The following is a 17,597-nucleotide window of genomic DNA, read 5'->3' on the forward strand; positions in this document are numbered from 1 at the left end:
GCTTTATTTCATACAAAAAAGGCCGCTGTTATACAACAACGACCTTTTTGTATTATTTTTGAATTTCACTTTGACTAGTTAAACTTTATTACTGCCCTTGTTCCATATCATGCAATATTGCTCTATGTAAAAACTGTGCGTATTGTTCTCTCGTTACCTTCATAGACGGACCGAATTTACCTTCTCCGATTCCCAGTGTAATACCATTTGTTTGTACTGCACTAATTGCATTCGTTGCCCATGAATTTGCTGAAACATCATTAAAGTTATGAGATCCCTTTGCCTGTAGGTCAAAAGCATTCGTAAGAACTTGTGCCATTTCCGCACGCGTTAACGTCGCCTTCGGTCTAAAGTTTCCATTCTCGTCTCCCTGGAAAATTCCGATTTCCGTTAGAGCCAATATCTCCTCGATAAAGCTTGTTGAATTTTCATCGATATCTCCATATGGGTTTTCATATTCATCTTGTTCTTCCATATCAAACACACGGTAAATTAAAGCTGCAACTTGCTCACGTGTTACATTATCCCCAAAACCGAATATTCCATCGCCATATCCCAAAATAATTTCTTGTTCCGCTAATTCATGAATTGCCTCATATGCCCAATGTCCTTTTGGTACATCTTTAAATACAATTGTATTTGCTTTTTGCAACGGTGCACTTTCCGCTTTTACACTATTACTCTCTGCTGAGAATAACACCCCACCCATAATTGTTAATGCTGTAGCTGTTTTTAATAATTTTTTGCTCATCAAATTATCTCCCCAATATGTATATGTTTTTTTAAAAATATACAGAATAAATGGTATAGTGACAATATATTTTCCGACACATTTCGTGACGGTTTTGTGAATCATATTACACATCATGTCTTTTTCATCGGGTTGATTATAAAGCTTGTTTATAACCATAAAAATACATAAATACGAATAATAATTCTTTTTTAAACAAACAAAAAAGCACAAATTTTTCTATTTGTGCTTTCATATTTCACTCTACTTCCAATCCTCTTTCAAATGATAATTAATAATCGCATTATTAATAAACTGAGCATATTGTTCTCTAGGTACAGGGCGATTTAATTCATACATGCCATTCCCAGTTCCTCTCACAACATTATTAGATTGTAACGCACTAATTGCATCTTCTGCCCAGTGACCTTTTGGAATATCTTTAAATGTATGTTTTTGTTTCGTTTCAAAATTAAATGCTCGTTTTAAAATGACAGCCATTTCCGCTCTAGAGATTGGTGCTTTCGGCCTAAAATCCCCTTGGCCATCCCCTGTAAAAACACCACGTTTTGTTAACGCTAAAATTTCCTTTTTAAAAGTGGTTGTACTATCAGAAACATCTTTATATGGATTCGCTACTGGCCCTTCTTCTTTTATCTCAAGTGTTCTGTAAATAGTCCCAGCTACTTGTTCACGTGTTATAAGATCGCCAACACCATACTTCCCGTTTCCATACCCTAATATAATTTTATGATACGCTAAATCCATAATAGCATCATATGCCCAAAATCCGTATGGAACATCTTCAAACACAATCATTTGTGGATACTCTTCCGCTTTTACAGGCGTCACATTCGCCCCTGCAAATATACCTCCTGCCATTGTCGCAATCATCATTACACCCAATATTTTTTTCTTCATTATCCTCTCTCCCTATTTCATTCAAATAAAATGAACTTCATTGTTTCAGGAGTACTATTTTTTTGTGAATGTAAGATAAAATGCAAATCTTCTAGAAGAAATATTTCCACTACCTTTCTGCTTTATACCCCCTTCTTTCTTTTTCAAAAAGGAAGTTGTCACATCTAAGGTGTTATATACTAAAACATTCTACAATCTCTTTATAAACTCCTTTTCACTTTATAACTTCCCTTTATTGGCACCTAAAGGAGATGCCTAATGGAGATTACTATATTCATGGTTTATATTTCAGAGGTAGCATTTTTCGCTGAATTTTGAGGTGGGGGTCTTACTGCCCAGCAAATAACGAGATAAAAAAATCATCCTTTTTTCTTAAAAGAGGATGATTTTTTTATATTTATTAACACTCAAATATGCTACTACTTTTGAAGAGTAAATTGGGCAACTATTTGTTTTAATTTTCCTGCTGCGTTATGCATATGTTCAATTGAAACCGAAATCTCTTGAACAGATTTTTCTTGCTGTTGAATAGACTCTTTTACCCTATCAGTTCGGTCAGATGATCTTTGGGAAATTTGAGCCATGTCTTCTGCAGAAGCCGAGATTTCCTCACTACTCGCTGCAATTTCATCTGTAGACATAGATACCGTTTGAATTTGCTCAGATACTTGCTGTACTTTTTCTGTAATTGTTCCAAATACTTTTTCTGTATGCATTACTACTTGTGTACCTGCCTGTACCTCATTATCTACTTTCACCATCATATGTACCGTATGGTTCGTTGTTCCCATAACTTGAGTAATAAGATTCTCAATTTGTTTTGCAGAATCACTAGATTGTTCTGCTAATTTCCGCACTTCATCTGCCACAATTGCAAATCCTCTACCACTTTCACCAGCACGTGCAGCCTCAATTGCGGCGTTTAATGCTAATAAGTTAATCTGGGAGGTAATACCTTGCATAACATCAATGATTTTAACAATTTCTTCTGATTGTTCTTTCATAGTCTCTACTTGTTTCACACCGCTATGTACCGAATTTTGGATTGTATCCATCTGTTGAATCATTTGTTTCATTAATTTGTTACCACTCTCTGCATCTAATGCTGATTGAGCAGATAATTCATTTACAGAGGATGATGTATTGACTATACTCTGCATTCCTTGCGTCAACTCTTCCATCGCACCCGCAGTTTGTTCCATTGCTTGCATTTGACTCTCTGCACCATTTGCAACTTCTTCAATATCCATAGTGATTTTCTTCGCTGCACTACTAGATACTTCTGATGCAGATACTACTCCGTCTGCATGTTGGAATAAAAGCTGAATATTATTCTCTACTTCTTGCATATTTGTTCTTAGCCCTGCAATCATCTCGTTAAAATTACTTACTAATACACCTAATTCATCCTTAGCAGTATAATCACCATGTACGGTTAAATCTCCTTCTTTCGCTCTTTCCATCATACGACTAACCGTTTGTAAAGGAGCAACTATGAGCTTGCTAATAATATAACTTACTATACATATAACGATTGTAGTAACTACTACAAGAATGATAAAGGTAATAACGGAACGATCAATCATTTTTTGAGAATCTTTAAATACTTGGTCAGCTAAATTTGAAACATACGATTCTAGATCCACTGCATAACCAGCTAACTCTATTCCCTTCGGTTTTAATTCCTTCTGAAATTCATTTACCATTTGTGGCTCGTTTGTTGCCTTCGCCTTTTCAAATAATTTTTTATATGTATCTTTATAACTTGGTAAAGATTTCTTCATCTTCTGAAATAGTTCATCCTCTTGCTTACTTAAATTAAAACCATCATCATATTCTTTTAATAAAGAATCATATTTTTTAAGATCCTTTTCAATATTATCAATTATCCCCTCTTTATTTGCCACTTCATTTTGTGATGCCGTAATTAATTCTAGTAAGTTATATTCTAATGAATTTTGTGTACGAAGCATTCCTTCTAATAAAATTGCAGAATATTGATAATCATCTACTACAACCTCTGTATCGTGCTTAATCTTATTAATAGAATTAATTGCTACACTGCTCATAATTACCATACCTAAAACTGCTAATGAAATAAGCGCTAATAATTTATATTTCACTTTTAAATTTTGTAAAAAATACATTTTTCCACCTTTATTCCTTTATATATAGATTTTTAGAATTTTATAGCTTATTATTTACAAAATCGCAATAAAAAGCAATGATAAATATTCCCAATATGAAACTTCTATCCCTATAAAAAAAGAAGTAGCTATCATGCTACTCCTTTTTGCTTTGTTTCTCATATTGTTCAAACGTATGAATTCTTTCAAAAATTGGTGGGTGCGTGTATAAGAAAAATTTTACTAACGCAGGCGGATTTACTTGGCTTAAACTTGTTTTTGATAAATATTGAAAAGTTTTCACACCAGATTTCCCGTCCTTCGTCATATTTAAAGCATATTGATCTGCGGCTCTTTCTTCTATACGTGAAACGTAGTTTGTTGCTGGTTGTGCTGCAAAAGAGAGTATAGAGGAAATTAAGAAAAATAAAGGTAAAATGGAGAAACATGCTACTTTTGAAATTTGCAATGTATCTCCCCATTTGCGAATACACATATTTATAATACGACTAATTAAAAACATACCTATAAACGATAGCAATACATAACTTGCAACGCCAAAATATATATGTTTCATAACATAATGCCCCATTTCATGAGCCATTATAAATAAAATCTCTTTATCTTTTAACTGCTTAAGCGTTGTATCCCACATTACAATACGGGCGTTAGGACCAATTCCTGTTACGTAAGCATTTAATGCATTCGTTTTTTCTGACATGTTTACTTCATATACGTGTTTAGCAGGAATGTCCGCTTTGTCTGCTATCGCTAAAATTTTCGTTTCTAATTCTTTATTTTTCAGCGTCGAGAAGTCGTTATAAAGCGGATCAATAACGACAGGCTGTATGAATGTTAAAAAGATTGTAAATGGAACAGAGAGCGCCCATCCTGCGAGCCACCATCTCTTCGGAAATTTACGGATAAGCCATAATAGAACGGTAACTACGATTAACATAGTCGCATAACTTTCCCAAAAACCGATAACATGATCTTTTATCCAACTTTGTGTACTTTGTGTTGAAATGCCGTAATCAACGGACACTTTCCGGCCAATCCATTGCATCGGTAAGGCAAGCACTGTTGTCAGTAATGATAAATAAAAGAAATAAATCGCAACTTGCAAAACACTTATTTTAGTCGTTTCCTTCGACCATTTCTCAAACTTTCTTGAAATACCTAGCACAAGTACAAATAATAAAATAATCCATTCAAGAGGCGTCGCTAAAAAGTATAGTAAATTTTTCACGCGCGAATAATCTTGGCTTAGCGTAAGCTCTCTCGTACTCATAAACGTTTCTGGATCTGCACTCGTTCCCTTATACATGTCCGGAATAAGTTCATGATTCCATCCAAATAAATACCAATATATAAGTAACGCAAATCCAACGTACAAAAAAAGCGACCAACCGATAACCTTCTTCACGCTATTCCCTCCTCTATGCTGCCTGTCTATTATTATTGTAAGTTCGTACACGCTAAATTAGAACAAGCTTATTATGTGAATTGCTCTGGATCTTTTTATTTACATAAAAAAACTCTTCTACATAAGAAGAGTTTTACCTATCTTTAAACACTTTCTTCGGTTCACAATCCGTAATAAGGATCACACTTACAAACCAACACGCACCCTACTTGCTTTTTAGATAAAATAAAAAGCCTCTTTAAGGAAGTACATCTATTAATAAACTAAAATCTTGTAAAGAGAAAGAACTATATTTCATAATACCCTGTACAGCTAAAAGTAAAACAAGACCGATCACACACATATAGTTAACGCTTTCTTCATTCTTTTTTTCAGTAACCACTCCACCACTTATACATAAAATCCCTAGCAAATGGAGCGCTAAATACATGAAAAAATAAGCTTCCTCCCAGCGCAAAATAACATTCACTGTCGTTATTAACACTAGACTAAGTAAAATCAAATAAAAAAACTTATTTGATGATATCGTTTCATTCATATAATTTTATACATCCCTTTCAAATTTCGAATTAATGATGTTTCAAAGCTATAAAGTAAATGATTGTTTTCATACCATAAAACAAAAGGAAAGCCACCATTACTTTCTCAAATACTTTATGAATCCACATATACTTCTCTTCATTCTTTTTGAAGATGCGCTTCATCATTTCTTCTACAATTAGACCAAATATTAGTAAAACCCCGAACACAATAAGAAGAGAAATAATATTTTCTTTTAAATGAGTACTAGAAAATACGTAATACTCTGGAAACACAATCGTATCTACTACAGGTTGAAGCCAATGACAAACACTTCTATCACACATATCTGTAATAGACGTAGAATCTATAATGTCTTTTAATATTTTTTCAACCGTCTTCTTCATCTTATTTACTCCCGACTACATCTGAAAAGCTCTTTTTCTGCTCTGCATATATAACTGGCACTTCTTTACTCCAATATTTGCGATTAACAAATAAAAAGATAAGTACTAAGTTTAATCCTGTTATAAAAATAATAAGTCCAGGAAAGAATGTCGTATAATTTGAGAAATCGGCAAAACTCATAATTTTTTCTCTACTTATTAGAAAAGACGCACCTATTACAAATGCATTGTTTAACATATGTATTGCAATTGGCATGAGTAAACTTTTCGTACGAATATATACGATTGACAATACGATGCTGAATATGGCTGCACCGAGGAAATCAACATGTAACAACGCAAACAATATTGCTACAACGATGGTCGCTATGCTCGTTCCCCATTTTGTTGCAAAACGTTGAAGTAAAAATCCGCGAAAAACAAATTCCCCGATAATTGGTGCGATGAATACGACCCTAATGACTTGAGATACATATCCCCCAGTACTATCTACAATTGGTTCATGCAGGGCGTTCATAATAAAGTCCGGTGTAATCCATGCAAAACTATACATATACAAAATAAGATACCCGTAACTAAACATGCATAACATAACCGTAATGTATAAAACTTGTACCAAGTTAAATGTTTCATTTTTATTAACAAATAATGAAAATGAAATGTGGTGCTTTCTATACTCATAAGAAATCCATACCATCGGAAGGATATAGAATATAAGGATATTTATAAAAGAAGAATTTTGTATATGAAATATACTTGTTAGCAAATCGCCACTACTTCTCGCTATTAAAATTAATAGTGCAAATACAATTAAAAAATATCTAGCTCGCATCACTTGAAACGGGTTCACACTCATCTCCTCCCCTATGTTACTTTTATCATATCATTTGATTCTTAATTTTTTGCGAAAGAAAACCTTAAAATTTCCTTAAAAATTCCATAAGTTACAAAATGATGATATGATATTCGAGAAAATTAGGAGGGATGTTTATGTACCAAGCAAATATTTTACTCGTTGATGATGAAACAGCAATTTTACAATTACTAACTACCATTCTTGAAAAAGAAGGCTTTTCTCATATTACAACTGCAACATCAGCTGAAATGGCTTTATCTCTAACTAAGCAAAACAATTACGATTTAATTATTTTAGATGTAATGCTTCCTGGACAATCTGGTTTTGATATTTGTCCAATCATTCGCCAACAAACAGATTGTCCAATTTTCTTCCTATCAGCAAAAGCATCTGATTTAGATAAAATATCCGGATTTTCATACGGTGCAGATGATTATATTACGAAACCATTTAATCCATTAGAAGTAGTAGCACGTATGAAAGCACAGCTTCGGAGACATATGAAACAAACCGTACCACACGAACAAAAACCACACTCAATTTCATTTGGAAGATTTGAAATTGATCAGCACTCTGCAGAACTAACAGTAGATGGGCACATTGTCGAATGTTCTGCTCAACTCTTTCAACTACTACTCTTCTTTTGCGAGAATCCGAACTACGTATTTTCGAAAGAGGAAATATATGAAAAAGTTTGGGGAGCACCTGCCTATAATGGCGATGACAACACTGTTATGGTCCACATTCGAAAACTACGTGAAAAAATTGAACACGATCCAAGTAAACCAGAATATATAAAAACCGTTCGCGGGCTTGGTTATAAGTTCGTTACAAAGTAGGGTGACGATATGAATTTTAATAAACGACTTATTATTCAATTTATCATGCAACACGTTTTTGTTTTAGTTACATTACTTATCGCTGTAGTTGCTGCTTTTACTTATTTAATTTTTCTTCTTACTAGTACTTTATACGAACCTAACATTCCGGATTCTGATAGTTTTACAATTTCAAGATACATCTCTTCAGAAGATGGGCATATTTCGTTACAATCTGAAGTGCAAGATTTAATAAAGGAGAAAAATGATTGGCTCCAAGTTGTAGATGAAAACGGAAAAATCCTCTACCACTTTAATACACCAAATGATGTTCCGGATGCTTATACGAAGACATCTTTAGTCGCATATATACAGCATCATATCGAAAGCAATTATAAATTTACATATTGGGAAATTGAATTAGAAGAAAAGAAAGCACTTGTTATTTATGGTGGTATGTTAAAAAGCAATGCGTTACTGACAGCAATTCAAAAGGAGCATTCCTCTTTAACGATGGATTCGTTCGCATTAACAGATCAAGAAAAACAGTTACTGTCTAAAGAAAAAGCAACACTTCAAATATTTAATCAAAATGGCGAAGAGGTTTTTTCCTATCCAACTGGAAAGAAAAAAACATTTTCAGCAATACAAATTGCCCTTAATGAAAAAGAACCGTGGAATCATAAAGAAAACACGTCTAGCTTTTACGATGCAAATAGTGGCAACCTTCTCGTTGTAACTGCAAAAAATGAGCACTACTATCCAGATGACGAAATTGAAGATGTATTTACTAAGAAGTTTCTCATCGGATGCGGATTAATCCTTCTTATCGTATTTGTTTATTTAGTCATTCTTTCTATTTGGTACGGTAATAAATTCGGGAAACCGTTATTACATGCGATGCGCTGGCTTAAAAATATCGCTGGTGGAAAGTATGAAGAACCTATTAGTAAAAAAGGAAAACCCGTCAGGTTCCGGCGATCTGGTAAAGAAAAATGGTCATTCCGTTTGTTTAGAGATGTAACAAGTTCACTAGAACACCTTTCTATTACACTCAAAAAAAATGATGCGATGAGGCAAGTCCTCCAGCAAACACGAGAAGAATGGATTACCGGTCTAACACACGACTTAAAAACACCACTTAGCTCTATATATGGCTACGCATTATTACTCGAATCGAATCAATATAACTGGACTGATCGTGATATTCAGCAATTTGGTAGTGTTATGAAAGAGAAATCTCAATATATGACGACATTAATTGATGATTTAAGCTTAACGTATCAATTAAAAAATAACAGCCTTCCTGCCCAACACGTAAACGTTGAAATCAATCAGTTCGTCCAAAAAGTATTATTGCAATTTATTAACAATCCAACACTTCAAAATCAAAATATTGAATTCGTACCGAGCTCAAATAAAATTCAATATTTCATTGAAGAAAAATGGTTCCAGCGTATTATCGAAAACTTACTAGTAAATGCTGTAAAACATAATAACGAAACAACTACTGTCATCGTAAAATTATCACAAAACGCTAATTCCTTTACACTCTCCATTTCAGATGATGGAAAAGGAATGGATGAAAAAACGAAAGAACTTCTATTTGAACGATATTACCGCGGAACAAACACAGAAGAAAGCAACATCGGAACTGGACTTGGCCTAGCCATTACAAAACAGCTCGTTCATGCTCATAACGGGACAATTTCCGTTGATAGTGCACTCGGAAAAGGAACGACGATTATTCTTGTGTTTCCGTTTCGTTCGTAGGAAAGACGCTATGTGGCGTCTTTTTTTCTTTTCTGGGAGAGTTTTGCGGTAATTGAAATTATGCAGATCGTTTTTTTGGGGTGTTTTAGCGGTATATGAAATTATATCGGCGCAACTCGAATTATATCAGCGATTTTCTAGATATATCGACTTACCGACAAAAACCGACAATACTAACCTACTTCCTCTACTACTATACAAAGTAAAAATAACCCTTCATAACTCACTATGAAAGGTCACTCCATATTTCAGCTATTTCCCTACTAACACAAACACATTCTCATCAGGTGCTTCCATTACTGCAACATGTCCTGATTCTGTTGGAAATGGTTCGCGAATCCACTTTACATCTTTATTATCTTTTAAACTCTCATACGTTTGTTGTACATCTTCTACTAATACTTCGACTTCCGTAAAATTAATATCCGGATGATTGCTTATTACTAACTCCGAACTTTTCTCATCTGGAAATTTCAATCCTATTAACGTCCAAATAGCTCCTTCTTCTAGTTCTCTTTCTATCATCCAGTTTTGCTTCATTCCCATTTCTTTATAGAAAGGAACTGATCTTTCTATATCTTTCGTATGTATAGATACACATTCTAGTTTTTTGAACATTTTCCCATTTCTCCTTTTATGAAAAAGCGAACCATCTCCCAATGATTCGCTCTTACCCTATTATTTTTTCTTCACCGGTATCCAAAGCTCTACTTGTGCAAACTCACTCTTATCTTCGTGGCAACGCTCATCGTACAGTTCAAACTCTGTAACTCCGCAATGTTCATACCCTGAATGTGGGAACCATTCTGAGAATACTGCATTCCACGTTTGGTGAATAGACGATACCATTTCTTTATGAGGAACTTTCGGCGTTGTAAATACTGCATATGTTGCTGCAGGGAAAGTACGCTTTGCAATTTCATTTGGTACATTTTCAAAGTCTGTAACTTCCATTCCAATAATATAAGTGAAGTCCCCTGTTTCTAAATTAAAATCAGTACATAATCCAAGCTCTACCCATTGGCTCGTATCTTTACGATTCGGAATCGTTGTTCCAAGATCTTTTTGTAAATATTCTTGCCAAAATGCTGGGATGTCTTGATGGTTTTTCCCTTCTTTACTTGTCGTCTTCAGTTCATAACCTGCCATTAAAAATTCTGGTTTATTTACAATACGATATTCCATTTGTATGCCTCCTAAATACGGATTTAATTTTCTTTGCCTTACATTCACGCTGTAATACATCGGTGTTTCAATTTCTTGTTTTCGATATTCACTCGGTGTCATTTGAAATAATTTCTTAAAGGCTCTCGTGAACGTTTCGTGAGATTGAAAGCCATGCTCAAATGCGATATCAATAACTTTTTCATCCGTATGAGAAAGTTGATAAGCTGCCCGGGCTAACCTCCGCTTTCGAACATACTCCATTACTGTATCACCTACTAATGCCTGAAATACACGATGAAAATGCGACTCAGAAAAACCTGCAATACGTGCTAAATTACGCAGCGTCTGTTTTTCCATTACATCTTCCTCAATATAATCAATTGACCTTTGAATTTGTGTTTCATAGCTTTCCATCTCTGTTCACCCGCCTTATATGTATTATGATAAAAGAGAATCCTATCCAATTCTTGACGTTTTTTACTATAATTCCATAAAAAATTGTAACTTTTTCATATGTATTTCGTTGTTATGTATGAAGGGAGGGAAATGTAGTGAAACGCAAACAATCATTAGAAGAAATTTACTCAGAGCATATGCATGATTTATTTCGCTATCTTCTCTCCCTAACCGGAGATTCCCACTATGCGGAAGATCTCATGCAAGAAACATTTTACCGAATGCTCGTCCATATTGATTATTATAAAGGCGAAGAAATTAGGCCGTGGTTATTTACAATAGCCTACAACGCCTTTATCGATTGGTATCGAAAAGAAAAAAAGTATAACACAACTACAGTGGAAGAATTCCATTTACCAAACGTGCCAAGTACAGAACATGAATATTTCGTAAAACATGAGATTGCTAGTTGGTTAGACAGTTTATCTTCTCTTCCGCTCGAAAGACGAAATGTCCTACTACTACGAGATTACTATGGATTCTCCTATAAGGAAATAGCAGAAATGACTGGTCTCTCATTAGCGAAAGTGAAAATTGAATTACACAGGGGACGAAAAGAAATAAAAAGCATAAAGGAGTGATACAGATGGGCTGTGCAGAATTTAAAAAACTATGGAAGAAGTATGAAAATGGAACGCTCACGCATGATGAACAAGAACTGTTAGAAAGTCATATTGAGTCATGTGAAGAGTGTGAAGCTTACTTAGATGAGCTGTTAACAAAAACAGAACCAATTAAGAAAAAGTTACCTCCAAAAGATCTTAAAATTCCTTTTTGGAGAATTAAGTGGAAACATCGTTTACAAACGTTTGGTTTTATATTATCAATTTGCATCGTTATCTATATAATCGGCGGGGTATTATCAGCCTTTTATTTTCAAGCTAATAATGATAAAAGGCTAAAAGAAATTAGAGAGGTTCCTTCGCTGGCACTTGAAGCAACTATCCCAAATAGCCGCGTTATGGGAGGCGGAACAAGTGTAGAAGCTTTTTTCCGTACAAATAGCCAATTTGATTTAGTAAGAACCGTCGGTAAAAAAGAAATGCCACTTGGTACAATAGAAACAAAAAGCTTCTTATCATCTGTAGATATCACGAAGCAAACTTGGATGAATCCGTTCTATCAACCAAAACTCTTCTTTGTTCATCCAAAAACAGAGCTGGGTGATTATTTAAAGGATTCATCAAAAAAAGTATGGGATACACTTGCAAAAGTACATGATGGAACCGTTGCAGAAGTAGCAATTTCTTTTGATAAAGCTTACACTTTAAAAGAATTAGAACCGCTTTTATATAGCATATTCGAGGCACAAGAACTCCCTCCAACTCCTGTATGGTACGCTTTAGATACAGGACAAGAAAGAAAAAATGTAGATGACTATATCCTACATGGCGGAGAAGCTATAGGGTTTCCAGAACATGTAAGATTCCTCGATAATGAAACTGACGGGCAGAAAACGCAAGAAGACAAAGTAACCGAAATGATGCGCGTCCTTTCTATCCATAAAAAAACGGTAAGCAAAATAGCAGCGCTTTCTGAGAAAGAACTAAACTTAGATAAACGTTATCAATATGTAAAGGATAACGGTGTAAAAGTATACGGAATTGTTATTACTGGCCCATCGAAAGAGTTATTAAAATTACAAAACTCCCCGCACGTACGTTATGCGACTCTTGGAGATATTGAGATTTGGAATTGGTTTGATCATTAATAAAAAAGAAGTAGCGCTCTAAAAACGATGCGCTACTTCTTTTTTAATTCGAAATCACTTTCACATACATCCCTCTCACCGCTTTTTCATAAGCAATATCACTCATCTGTCTTATGTTTTCTGACACAACAGACGACTGAACGATTTTCCCTTCACGAAGTAACGGCGGATCAATAAGACGCACTTTATTTTTCTGATGTAAATCATAATCGTTTCTATCTTCTTTTACCTTTACATTTCGATGAACTTTGCTTAATAAAGCTTCTACTTCGGGGTCATTACATTGCTGCAATTTCGAAATAAGCTCCTCATCTTCAAGAAGAAAATCATCTGCATGAATAATCCTTTTATGAAGAGCTACCTTTAACGTTTTCGCTAACATATCATTTCCGTAAATATTCATTGGTTCCATAAAGAAATCGATTACTTCCTTGTAATACGTTTCTGTAAACCATTCCGCTATTTCGATATTTTGCAGAACCATTTTCCCCTTTACTTCGATGACATCCTCTAAAAAACTGTGAACTTCTTCTAAAGAAATATACCCATATGTATACATATCTCGTAATGTATAATCCACTCTGTCTGCGCATAATTCTGGTGCTGACCTTTCGAGTAACGTCCATTTCGAATCATCTAACAAAATATCTTCATAGTTATAACCATACTTCGCAAGAATCGCTGGAATTTCTGAGTTTTTCACAACAGAACTAAATATCTCTTCATGATAACTTTCATCTTCATTATGAAAAACGTAATCAATCACATGGGAAAAAGCAGTATGTGATACGTCATGTAGTAAACCAGCAATCTGTTCTTCTACTGAACCACCTAGTTTTTTCACTAATAACATAACACCAACTGAATGATCAAAGCGCGTTACATTCCATTTCTCGTTCATTAAGTAACTTGCGCCTGCTTGATGAATTCCCTTTAGTCTTTGCATAGATTTACTTGAAATTAATTCTTCTACTACTTGATCCACTTCAAATTCTCCGTATAGTACATCTGATATGATCACTTACAATCCCCCTTTATTTTGATCGAGTCTTATAATCTTATCTCTTTTATGAAATTAGCACCAACATAAATATTTATTGTTATTTGTTTTTATTAAAAAAAATAGAGAGCCATCAGCTCTCTATTTCATAACCCCTATTCAAATGTAACTTCTACCTGCACAATCTCCGACCTACTTCCAAGTCTAAGCGGTGGTCCCCAAAATCCAAATCCAGAAGAAACAATTGCGTGGAACGCGCCTTTTTGTGCGTATCCCCAGTCTAGCTCGTACATTCTTCTCGTTACAATATGATTGGGCGCCATTTGTCCGCGGTGTGTATGACCGGATAATAATAAATCTACACCTGCCGCTGCTGCTTGTTTCAACTCAAATGGCTGGTGATCCATTGCGATAACAGGCATCGATTTATCTACCGTACTCATTAATTGTTCAAAGCTTTGACGATCTCGCTCTGTTTTATCTCTTCTTCCAACGAGATAAAAGTCATCTTCAATTGTAATTACTTCATCTAAAAGAATACGAATATCAATCTTATCCATCTCTTGTAAAAACTCTGGAACCGCTCTACCATAGTATTCATGGTTCCCTAAAACACCATATACGCCTAATGGTGCTTTCATTTGTTTCATGATTGGTCCCATATTCTTTTGAATGAACACACCTGGATGATCATCGATAATATCACCTGGCAGTAAAATAATATCAGGTTCCATCTCATTTACATGACGAACAAGCCTTTTTAAATGCGAAACGCCAGACAGTTTACCGAAATGCATATCAGAAGCCATCGCAATGCGTAAACTTTTACGTCCCTCTACTTTTTTCGGTATGTGCACCTCGTACTTTCTAACTACTGGGCTATATGCGTTGAATACTCCGTATGCAAAAATAAAGATAAACGCAAGTAACACGGCCGTTCCTGTCCAAATAATTGCCGCTTCTTTCTCTACTGAAAACTGTAAAAGAAAGACCATAATATTAGCTAATGGCAACAGCATAAGCGCATATTGTATAACCGCAAACCAAATCGAACCTATCGTTCGCAGAAATGGCAAAAACTTAAACACTTGCACGAGAATGTACGCATATGAAATAAATGCGACTATAAAAGCATAATATCCCCAAGATTCCCAGCCAAATACCGCATGAAGCCAAACCCATCCGTTCCAGCCGATGTAAAACATAAGTAGTGTGTATATAATTAATATGGTAAATATATTGAGATAACGAAGATTCTTCACAGCCAGCCTCCTTATTGATTTCTTTTATTATAACTTGTTATGCACTTATAACGTAAATATTAAGCGCTTCAATCTTCATAATAAGAACATTGATAAACATATTATCTTAAAATTTTTAAGAACGGCTGTAATGGACATTTTGAGTCTTAAGTGTTGGATGAAATTCTATTATCTTTATCGTTCAAAACTCACCTATGCAATTATGCATAACCATCCATTCCGTTTTATTTTCATGTTACGATATAAATGTAATACGACATATATCGACAAAGATAAAAGGAAGTGATTGTATGAAACGTTCTAAAACATACTTAAAATGTTTAGCATTATCTGCTGTTTTTGCTAGTAGCGCTGTAACTCTTTCAACACCTGCTGCTTATGCTCAAACAACATCGCAAGTTGTAACAGATATCGGACAAAATGCAAAAACACATACGAGCTATAATACATTTAATAATGATCAAGCTGATAATATGACAATGTCTTTAAAGGTAACTTTTATCGATGACCCAAGCGCTGATAAACAGATTGCCGTTATTAATACAACTGGTAGTTTTCTAAAAGCAAATCCTACTATAAGTGATGCACCTATTGATAACTACCCAATCCCTGGTGCTAGTGCAACATTACGTTATCCTTCACAATATGATGTTGCATTTAACCTTCAAGATAACAGCGCTCGTTTCTTTAACGTAGCACCTACAAATGCTGTAGAAGAAACGACTGTAACATCTAGCGTATCTTATCAACTTGGTGGCTCTGTTAAAGCTTCTGTAACGCCTAATGGCCCTAGCGGTGAAGCTGGTGCAACTGGTCAAGTCACTTGGTCTGACTCTGTAAGCTATAAACAAACTAGTTATAAAACAAATTTAATTGACCAAACGAACAAAAACGTAAAGTGGAACGTATTCTTTAACGGATATAACAATCAAAACTGGGGTATTTACACACGTGACTCCTATCATTCTTTATATGGAAACCAACTTTTCATGTACTCTCGCACATACCTATATGAATCTGATGCAAAAGGTAATTTAATACCGATGGATCAACTTCCAGCGCTAACAAATAGCGGTTTCTCTCCTGGTATGATTGCTGTTGTTATCTCTGAAAAAAATACAGATCAATCTAACTTACAAGTCGCTTATACAAAACACGCCGATGACTACCAACTTCGTCCAGGCTTCACATTCGGAACTGCAAACTGGGTTGGAAACAACGTAAAAGACGTTGATCAAAAAACATTTAATAAATTGTTCACACTAGATTGGAAGAATAAGAAATTAGTAGAGAAAAAATAAAGAAAACCGAACCTCCATTTAGATGGTGGTTCGGTTTTTATTTAAATTACAAAATCCTCCGGAATAAACACTTTCACTTCTTTCGGCTGTACGTATACGAAATCACCCGCTTGAATGTTCAGCTGCTTGAACTGTTCTTTCGTAATTTCTGCTTCTAAATATTCATCTGTTCCGTCTCGTTTTAATTCTACATATACGACAGGTCCGACTGCGTGAGAATAAGATACTTTTGCCGGGATTGCATCTATGCTTTGTTTCGTACGAGAGATTGATAAGTCATGCGGCCTTACGTAGGCTATTCCGTCTACGTTGGAAACGTGCTTATGCTCTGGTGCTTCTAGTTCGACCGATCCTACATTTAGCTTTCCTTTATGAACGCGGCCGTGAAATAAATTTACATTTCCTAAAAAATCGTAAACGAACGGGCTTGCTGGGTTTTCATATACTTCTTCCGGTGTTCCCATTTGTTCAATGCGACCTTCATTCATTACAACGATACGGTCTGCAACGTCTAACGCTTCTTCTTGGTCATGCGTTACGAATACGCTCGTAATTTGAAATTCGTCATGTAATTTTCGGAGCCATCTTCGTAATTCTTTTCTCACCTTTGCATCGAGTGCACCGAACGGTTCATCAAGTAATAAAATTTTCGGTTCGACTGCAAGTGCCCGGGCTAGTGCAATACGTTGACGTTGTCCACCAGATAATTGCGCTGGATAACGTTTAGCAAAGTCATCCATTTTTACGAGCTTTAATAATTCTGTTACCTTTTCTTCTATCGCTTCTGCTGACGGTCTTAAGCTTTTCTTTCTTACTTTTAAACCGAAAGCGACATTCTCAAATACATTCATATGTTTAAAGAGCGCATAGTGCTGAAAGACGAAACCGACTTGCCTGTTTTTCACGTGAATGTCTGTTAAATCTTCTCCATCAAATGAAATAGAACCTCCATCCGCTTCTTCTAATCCTGCAATAATGCGTAATAACGTCGTTTTCCCAGAACCTGACGGGCCTAATAAGGCAACAAGTTCACCTTTTGGAATATCCAAATGAATGTCTGTTAGTGCTTGAAATGTACCATATTGCTTTGATACACCTTGAATTTGAATACTCACCGTAATCCC

General features: G+C 35.1%; 17 protein-coding genes and 1 pseudogene. 5 read left to right on the plus strand and 13 right to left on the minus strand.

What is annotated here, in order from left to right; translation table 11 throughout:
- Positions 1-88: 88 nt before the first annotated feature.
- The 8 genes and pseudogenes from GBN78_RS04195 to GBN78_RS04225 all read right to left on the minus strand — a co-directional run bounded on the left by GBN78_RS04195 (position 89) and on the right by GBN78_RS04225 (position 6,979).
- Entirely contained in the window at positions 89-856 is a 768-nt protein-coding gene (locus GBN78_RS04195) for an S-layer homology domain-containing protein (RefSeq protein WP_113710744.1), read from the minus strand.
- Between the two features lie 138 nt (positions 857-994).
- The gene (locus tag GBN78_RS04200) at positions 995-1,651 is read right to left on the minus strand and encodes an S-layer homology domain-containing protein (RefSeq protein WP_000727094.1); all 657 of its coding nucleotides are present in this window, start codon (positions 1,649-1,651) and stop codon (positions 995-997) included.
- Between the two features lie 419 nt (positions 1,652-2,070).
- Complete coding sequence (locus GBN78_RS31095; protein ID WP_419145801.1) at positions 2,071-3,024, minus strand: methyl-accepting chemotaxis protein; 954 nt, start codon at positions 3,022-3,024, stop codon at positions 2,071-2,073.
- A pseudogene (locus GBN78_RS31100) lies at positions 3,019-3,798 on the minus strand (MCP four helix bundle domain-containing protein); the annotation flags it as partial. The gene GBN78_RS31095 and the pseudogene GBN78_RS31100, both read right to left, overlap by 6 nt.
- A 136-nt stretch (positions 3,799-3,934) precedes the next feature.
- A complete protein-coding gene (locus GBN78_RS04210) occupies positions 3,935-5,203 on the minus strand; it encodes a M48 family metallopeptidase (RefSeq protein ID WP_000755728.1) in 1,269 nt (422 codons plus the stop codon).
- Positions 5,204-5,441: 238 nt separating this feature from the next.
- The gene (locus tag GBN78_RS04215) at positions 5,442-5,741 is read right to left on the minus strand and encodes a DUF2101 family protein (RefSeq protein ID WP_001006050.1); all 300 of its coding nucleotides are present in this window, start codon (positions 5,739-5,741) and stop codon (positions 5,442-5,444) included.
- Positions 5,742-5,772: 31 nt separating this feature from the next.
- Positions 5,773-6,129, minus strand: coding sequence for a hypothetical protein (locus GBN78_RS04220; protein ID WP_030023820.1), 357 nt, complete (start codon positions 6,127-6,129; stop codon positions 5,773-5,775).
- Between the two features lies 1 nt (position 6,130).
- Positions 6,131-6,979 (minus strand): CPBP family intramembrane glutamic endopeptidase, encoded by an 849-nt coding sequence (locus GBN78_RS04225; protein ID WP_001067986.1) that lies wholly within the window; start codon positions 6,977-6,979, stop codon positions 6,131-6,133.
- A 140-nt stretch (positions 6,980-7,119) separates the two neighbouring features.
- Between GBN78_RS04225 and GBN78_RS04230 the strand changes: the two genes are divergently transcribed.
- Positions 7,120-7,824: a response regulator transcription factor gene (locus tag GBN78_RS04230; RefSeq protein WP_000283870.1), complete on the plus strand. Its 705-nt coding sequence runs from the start codon at positions 7,120-7,122 to the stop codon at positions 7,822-7,824.
- A gap of 9 nt (positions 7,825-7,833) precedes the next feature.
- A complete protein-coding gene (locus GBN78_RS04235) occupies positions 7,834-9,576 on the plus strand; it encodes a sensor histidine kinase (protein ID WP_001010440.1) in 1,743 nt (580 codons plus the stop codon).
- Positions 9,577-9,828: 252 nt separating this feature from the next.
- Here GBN78_RS04235 and GBN78_RS04240 read toward each other — a convergent pair whose 3' ends face one another.
- Positions 9,829-10,194 carry a VOC family protein gene (locus GBN78_RS04240; protein ID WP_000473640.1) on the minus strand — a complete coding sequence of 122 codons (366 nt, stop codon included), beginning with the start codon at positions 10,192-10,194 and terminating at the stop codon, positions 9,829-9,831.
- 60 nt (positions 10,195-10,254) lie between these two features.
- On the minus strand, positions 10,255-11,157 hold the full coding sequence (locus GBN78_RS04245; protein WP_000446849.1) for an AraC family transcriptional regulator: 903 nt from the start codon (positions 11,155-11,157) through the stop codon (positions 10,255-10,257).
- A gap of 137 nt (positions 11,158-11,294) precedes the next feature.
- On the opposite strand from GBN78_RS04245, the gene GBN78_RS04255 reads away from it, so the two are divergent.
- Positions 11,295-11,780 carry an RNA polymerase sigma factor gene (locus GBN78_RS04255; protein ID WP_000823990.1) on the plus strand — a complete coding sequence of 162 codons (486 nt, stop codon included), beginning with the start codon at positions 11,295-11,297 and terminating at the stop codon, positions 11,778-11,780.
- Between the two features lie 5 nt (positions 11,781-11,785).
- Positions 11,786-12,910 (plus strand): anti-sigma factor, encoded by a 1,125-nt coding sequence (locus GBN78_RS04260; RefSeq protein ID WP_000501654.1) that lies wholly within the window; start codon positions 11,786-11,788, stop codon positions 12,908-12,910.
- Positions 12,911-12,953: 43 nt separating this feature from the next.
- Here GBN78_RS04260 and GBN78_RS04265 read toward each other — a convergent pair whose 3' ends face one another.
- Together GBN78_RS04265 and GBN78_RS04270 are read right to left on the minus strand one after the other, a co-directional pair.
- A complete protein-coding gene (locus GBN78_RS04265) occupies positions 12,954-13,931 on the minus strand; it encodes an HD domain-containing protein (RefSeq protein WP_000587063.1) in 978 nt (325 codons plus the stop codon).
- A gap of 134 nt (positions 13,932-14,065) precedes the next feature.
- Positions 14,066-15,172 carry a metallophosphoesterase gene (locus GBN78_RS04270; RefSeq protein ID WP_000793739.1) on the minus strand — a complete coding sequence of 369 codons (1,107 nt, stop codon included), beginning with the start codon at positions 15,170-15,172 and terminating at the stop codon, positions 14,066-14,068.
- 290 nt (positions 15,173-15,462) lie between these two features.
- On the opposite strand from GBN78_RS04270, the gene cytK2 reads away from it, so the two are divergent.
- Positions 15,463-16,473 (plus strand): beta-channel forming cytolysin CytK2, encoded by a 1,011-nt coding sequence (cytK2, locus tag GBN78_RS04280; protein WP_000830627.1) that lies wholly within the window; start codon positions 15,463-15,465, stop codon positions 16,471-16,473.
- 41 nt (positions 16,474-16,514) lie between these two features.
- Here cytK2 and GBN78_RS04285 read toward each other — a convergent pair whose 3' ends face one another.
- The gene (locus GBN78_RS04285) at positions 16,515-17,588 is read right to left on the minus strand and encodes a sulfate/molybdate ABC transporter ATP-binding protein (RefSeq protein ID WP_000027091.1); all 1,074 of its coding nucleotides are present in this window, start codon (positions 17,586-17,588) and stop codon (positions 16,515-16,517) included.
- Between the last annotated feature and the right edge of the window lie 9 nt (positions 17,589-17,597).

It is taken from the genome of Bacillus sp. B2-WWTP-C-10-Post-4 (assembly GCF_009183805.1).
Lineage (GTDB): Bacteria > Bacillota > Bacilli > Bacillales > Bacillaceae_G > Bacillus_A > Bacillus_A cereus.

Excerpts from the sequence above, each read along its gene's own strand:
- GBN78_RS31095 (WP_419145801.1), bottom strand. The coding sequence starts at position 3,024 with ATGATTGCAGGGCTAAGAACAAATATGCAAGAAGTAGAGAATAATATT.
- GBN78_RS04260 (WP_000501654.1), top strand. The coding sequence starts at position 11,786 with ATGGGCTGTGCAGAATTTAAAAAACTATGGAAGAAGTATGAAAATGGA.
- GBN78_RS04235 (WP_001010440.1), top strand. The coding sequence starts at position 7,834 with ATGAATTTTAATAAACGACTTATTATTCAATTTATCATGCAACACGTT.
- GBN78_RS04215 (WP_001006050.1), bottom strand. The coding sequence starts at position 5,741 with ATGAATGAAACGATATCATCAAATAAGTTTTTTTATTTGATTTTACTT.
- GBN78_RS04195 (WP_113710744.1), bottom strand. The coding sequence starts at position 856 with ATGATTCACAAAACCGTCACGAAATGTGTCGGAAAATATATTGTCACT.
- GBN78_RS04245 (WP_000446849.1), bottom strand. The coding sequence starts at position 11,157 with ATGGAAAGCTATGAAACACAAATTCAAAGGTCAATTGATTATATTGAG.
- GBN78_RS04200 (WP_000727094.1), bottom strand. The coding sequence starts at position 1,651 with ATGAAGAAAAAAATATTGGGTGTAATGATGATTGCGACAATGGCAGGA.
- GBN78_RS04230 (WP_000283870.1), top strand. The coding sequence starts at position 7,120 with ATGTACCAAGCAAATATTTTACTCGTTGATGATGAAACAGCAATTTTA.
- cytK2 (WP_000830627.1), top strand. The coding sequence starts at position 15,463 with ATGAAACGTTCTAAAACATACTTAAAATGTTTAGCATTATCTGCTGTT.
- GBN78_RS04220 (WP_030023820.1), bottom strand. The coding sequence starts at position 6,129 with ATGAAGAAGACGGTTGAAAAAATATTAAAAGACATTATAGATTCTACG.
- GBN78_RS04240 (WP_000473640.1), bottom strand. The coding sequence starts at position 10,194 with ATGTTCAAAAAACTAGAATGTGTATCTATACATACGAAAGATATAGAA.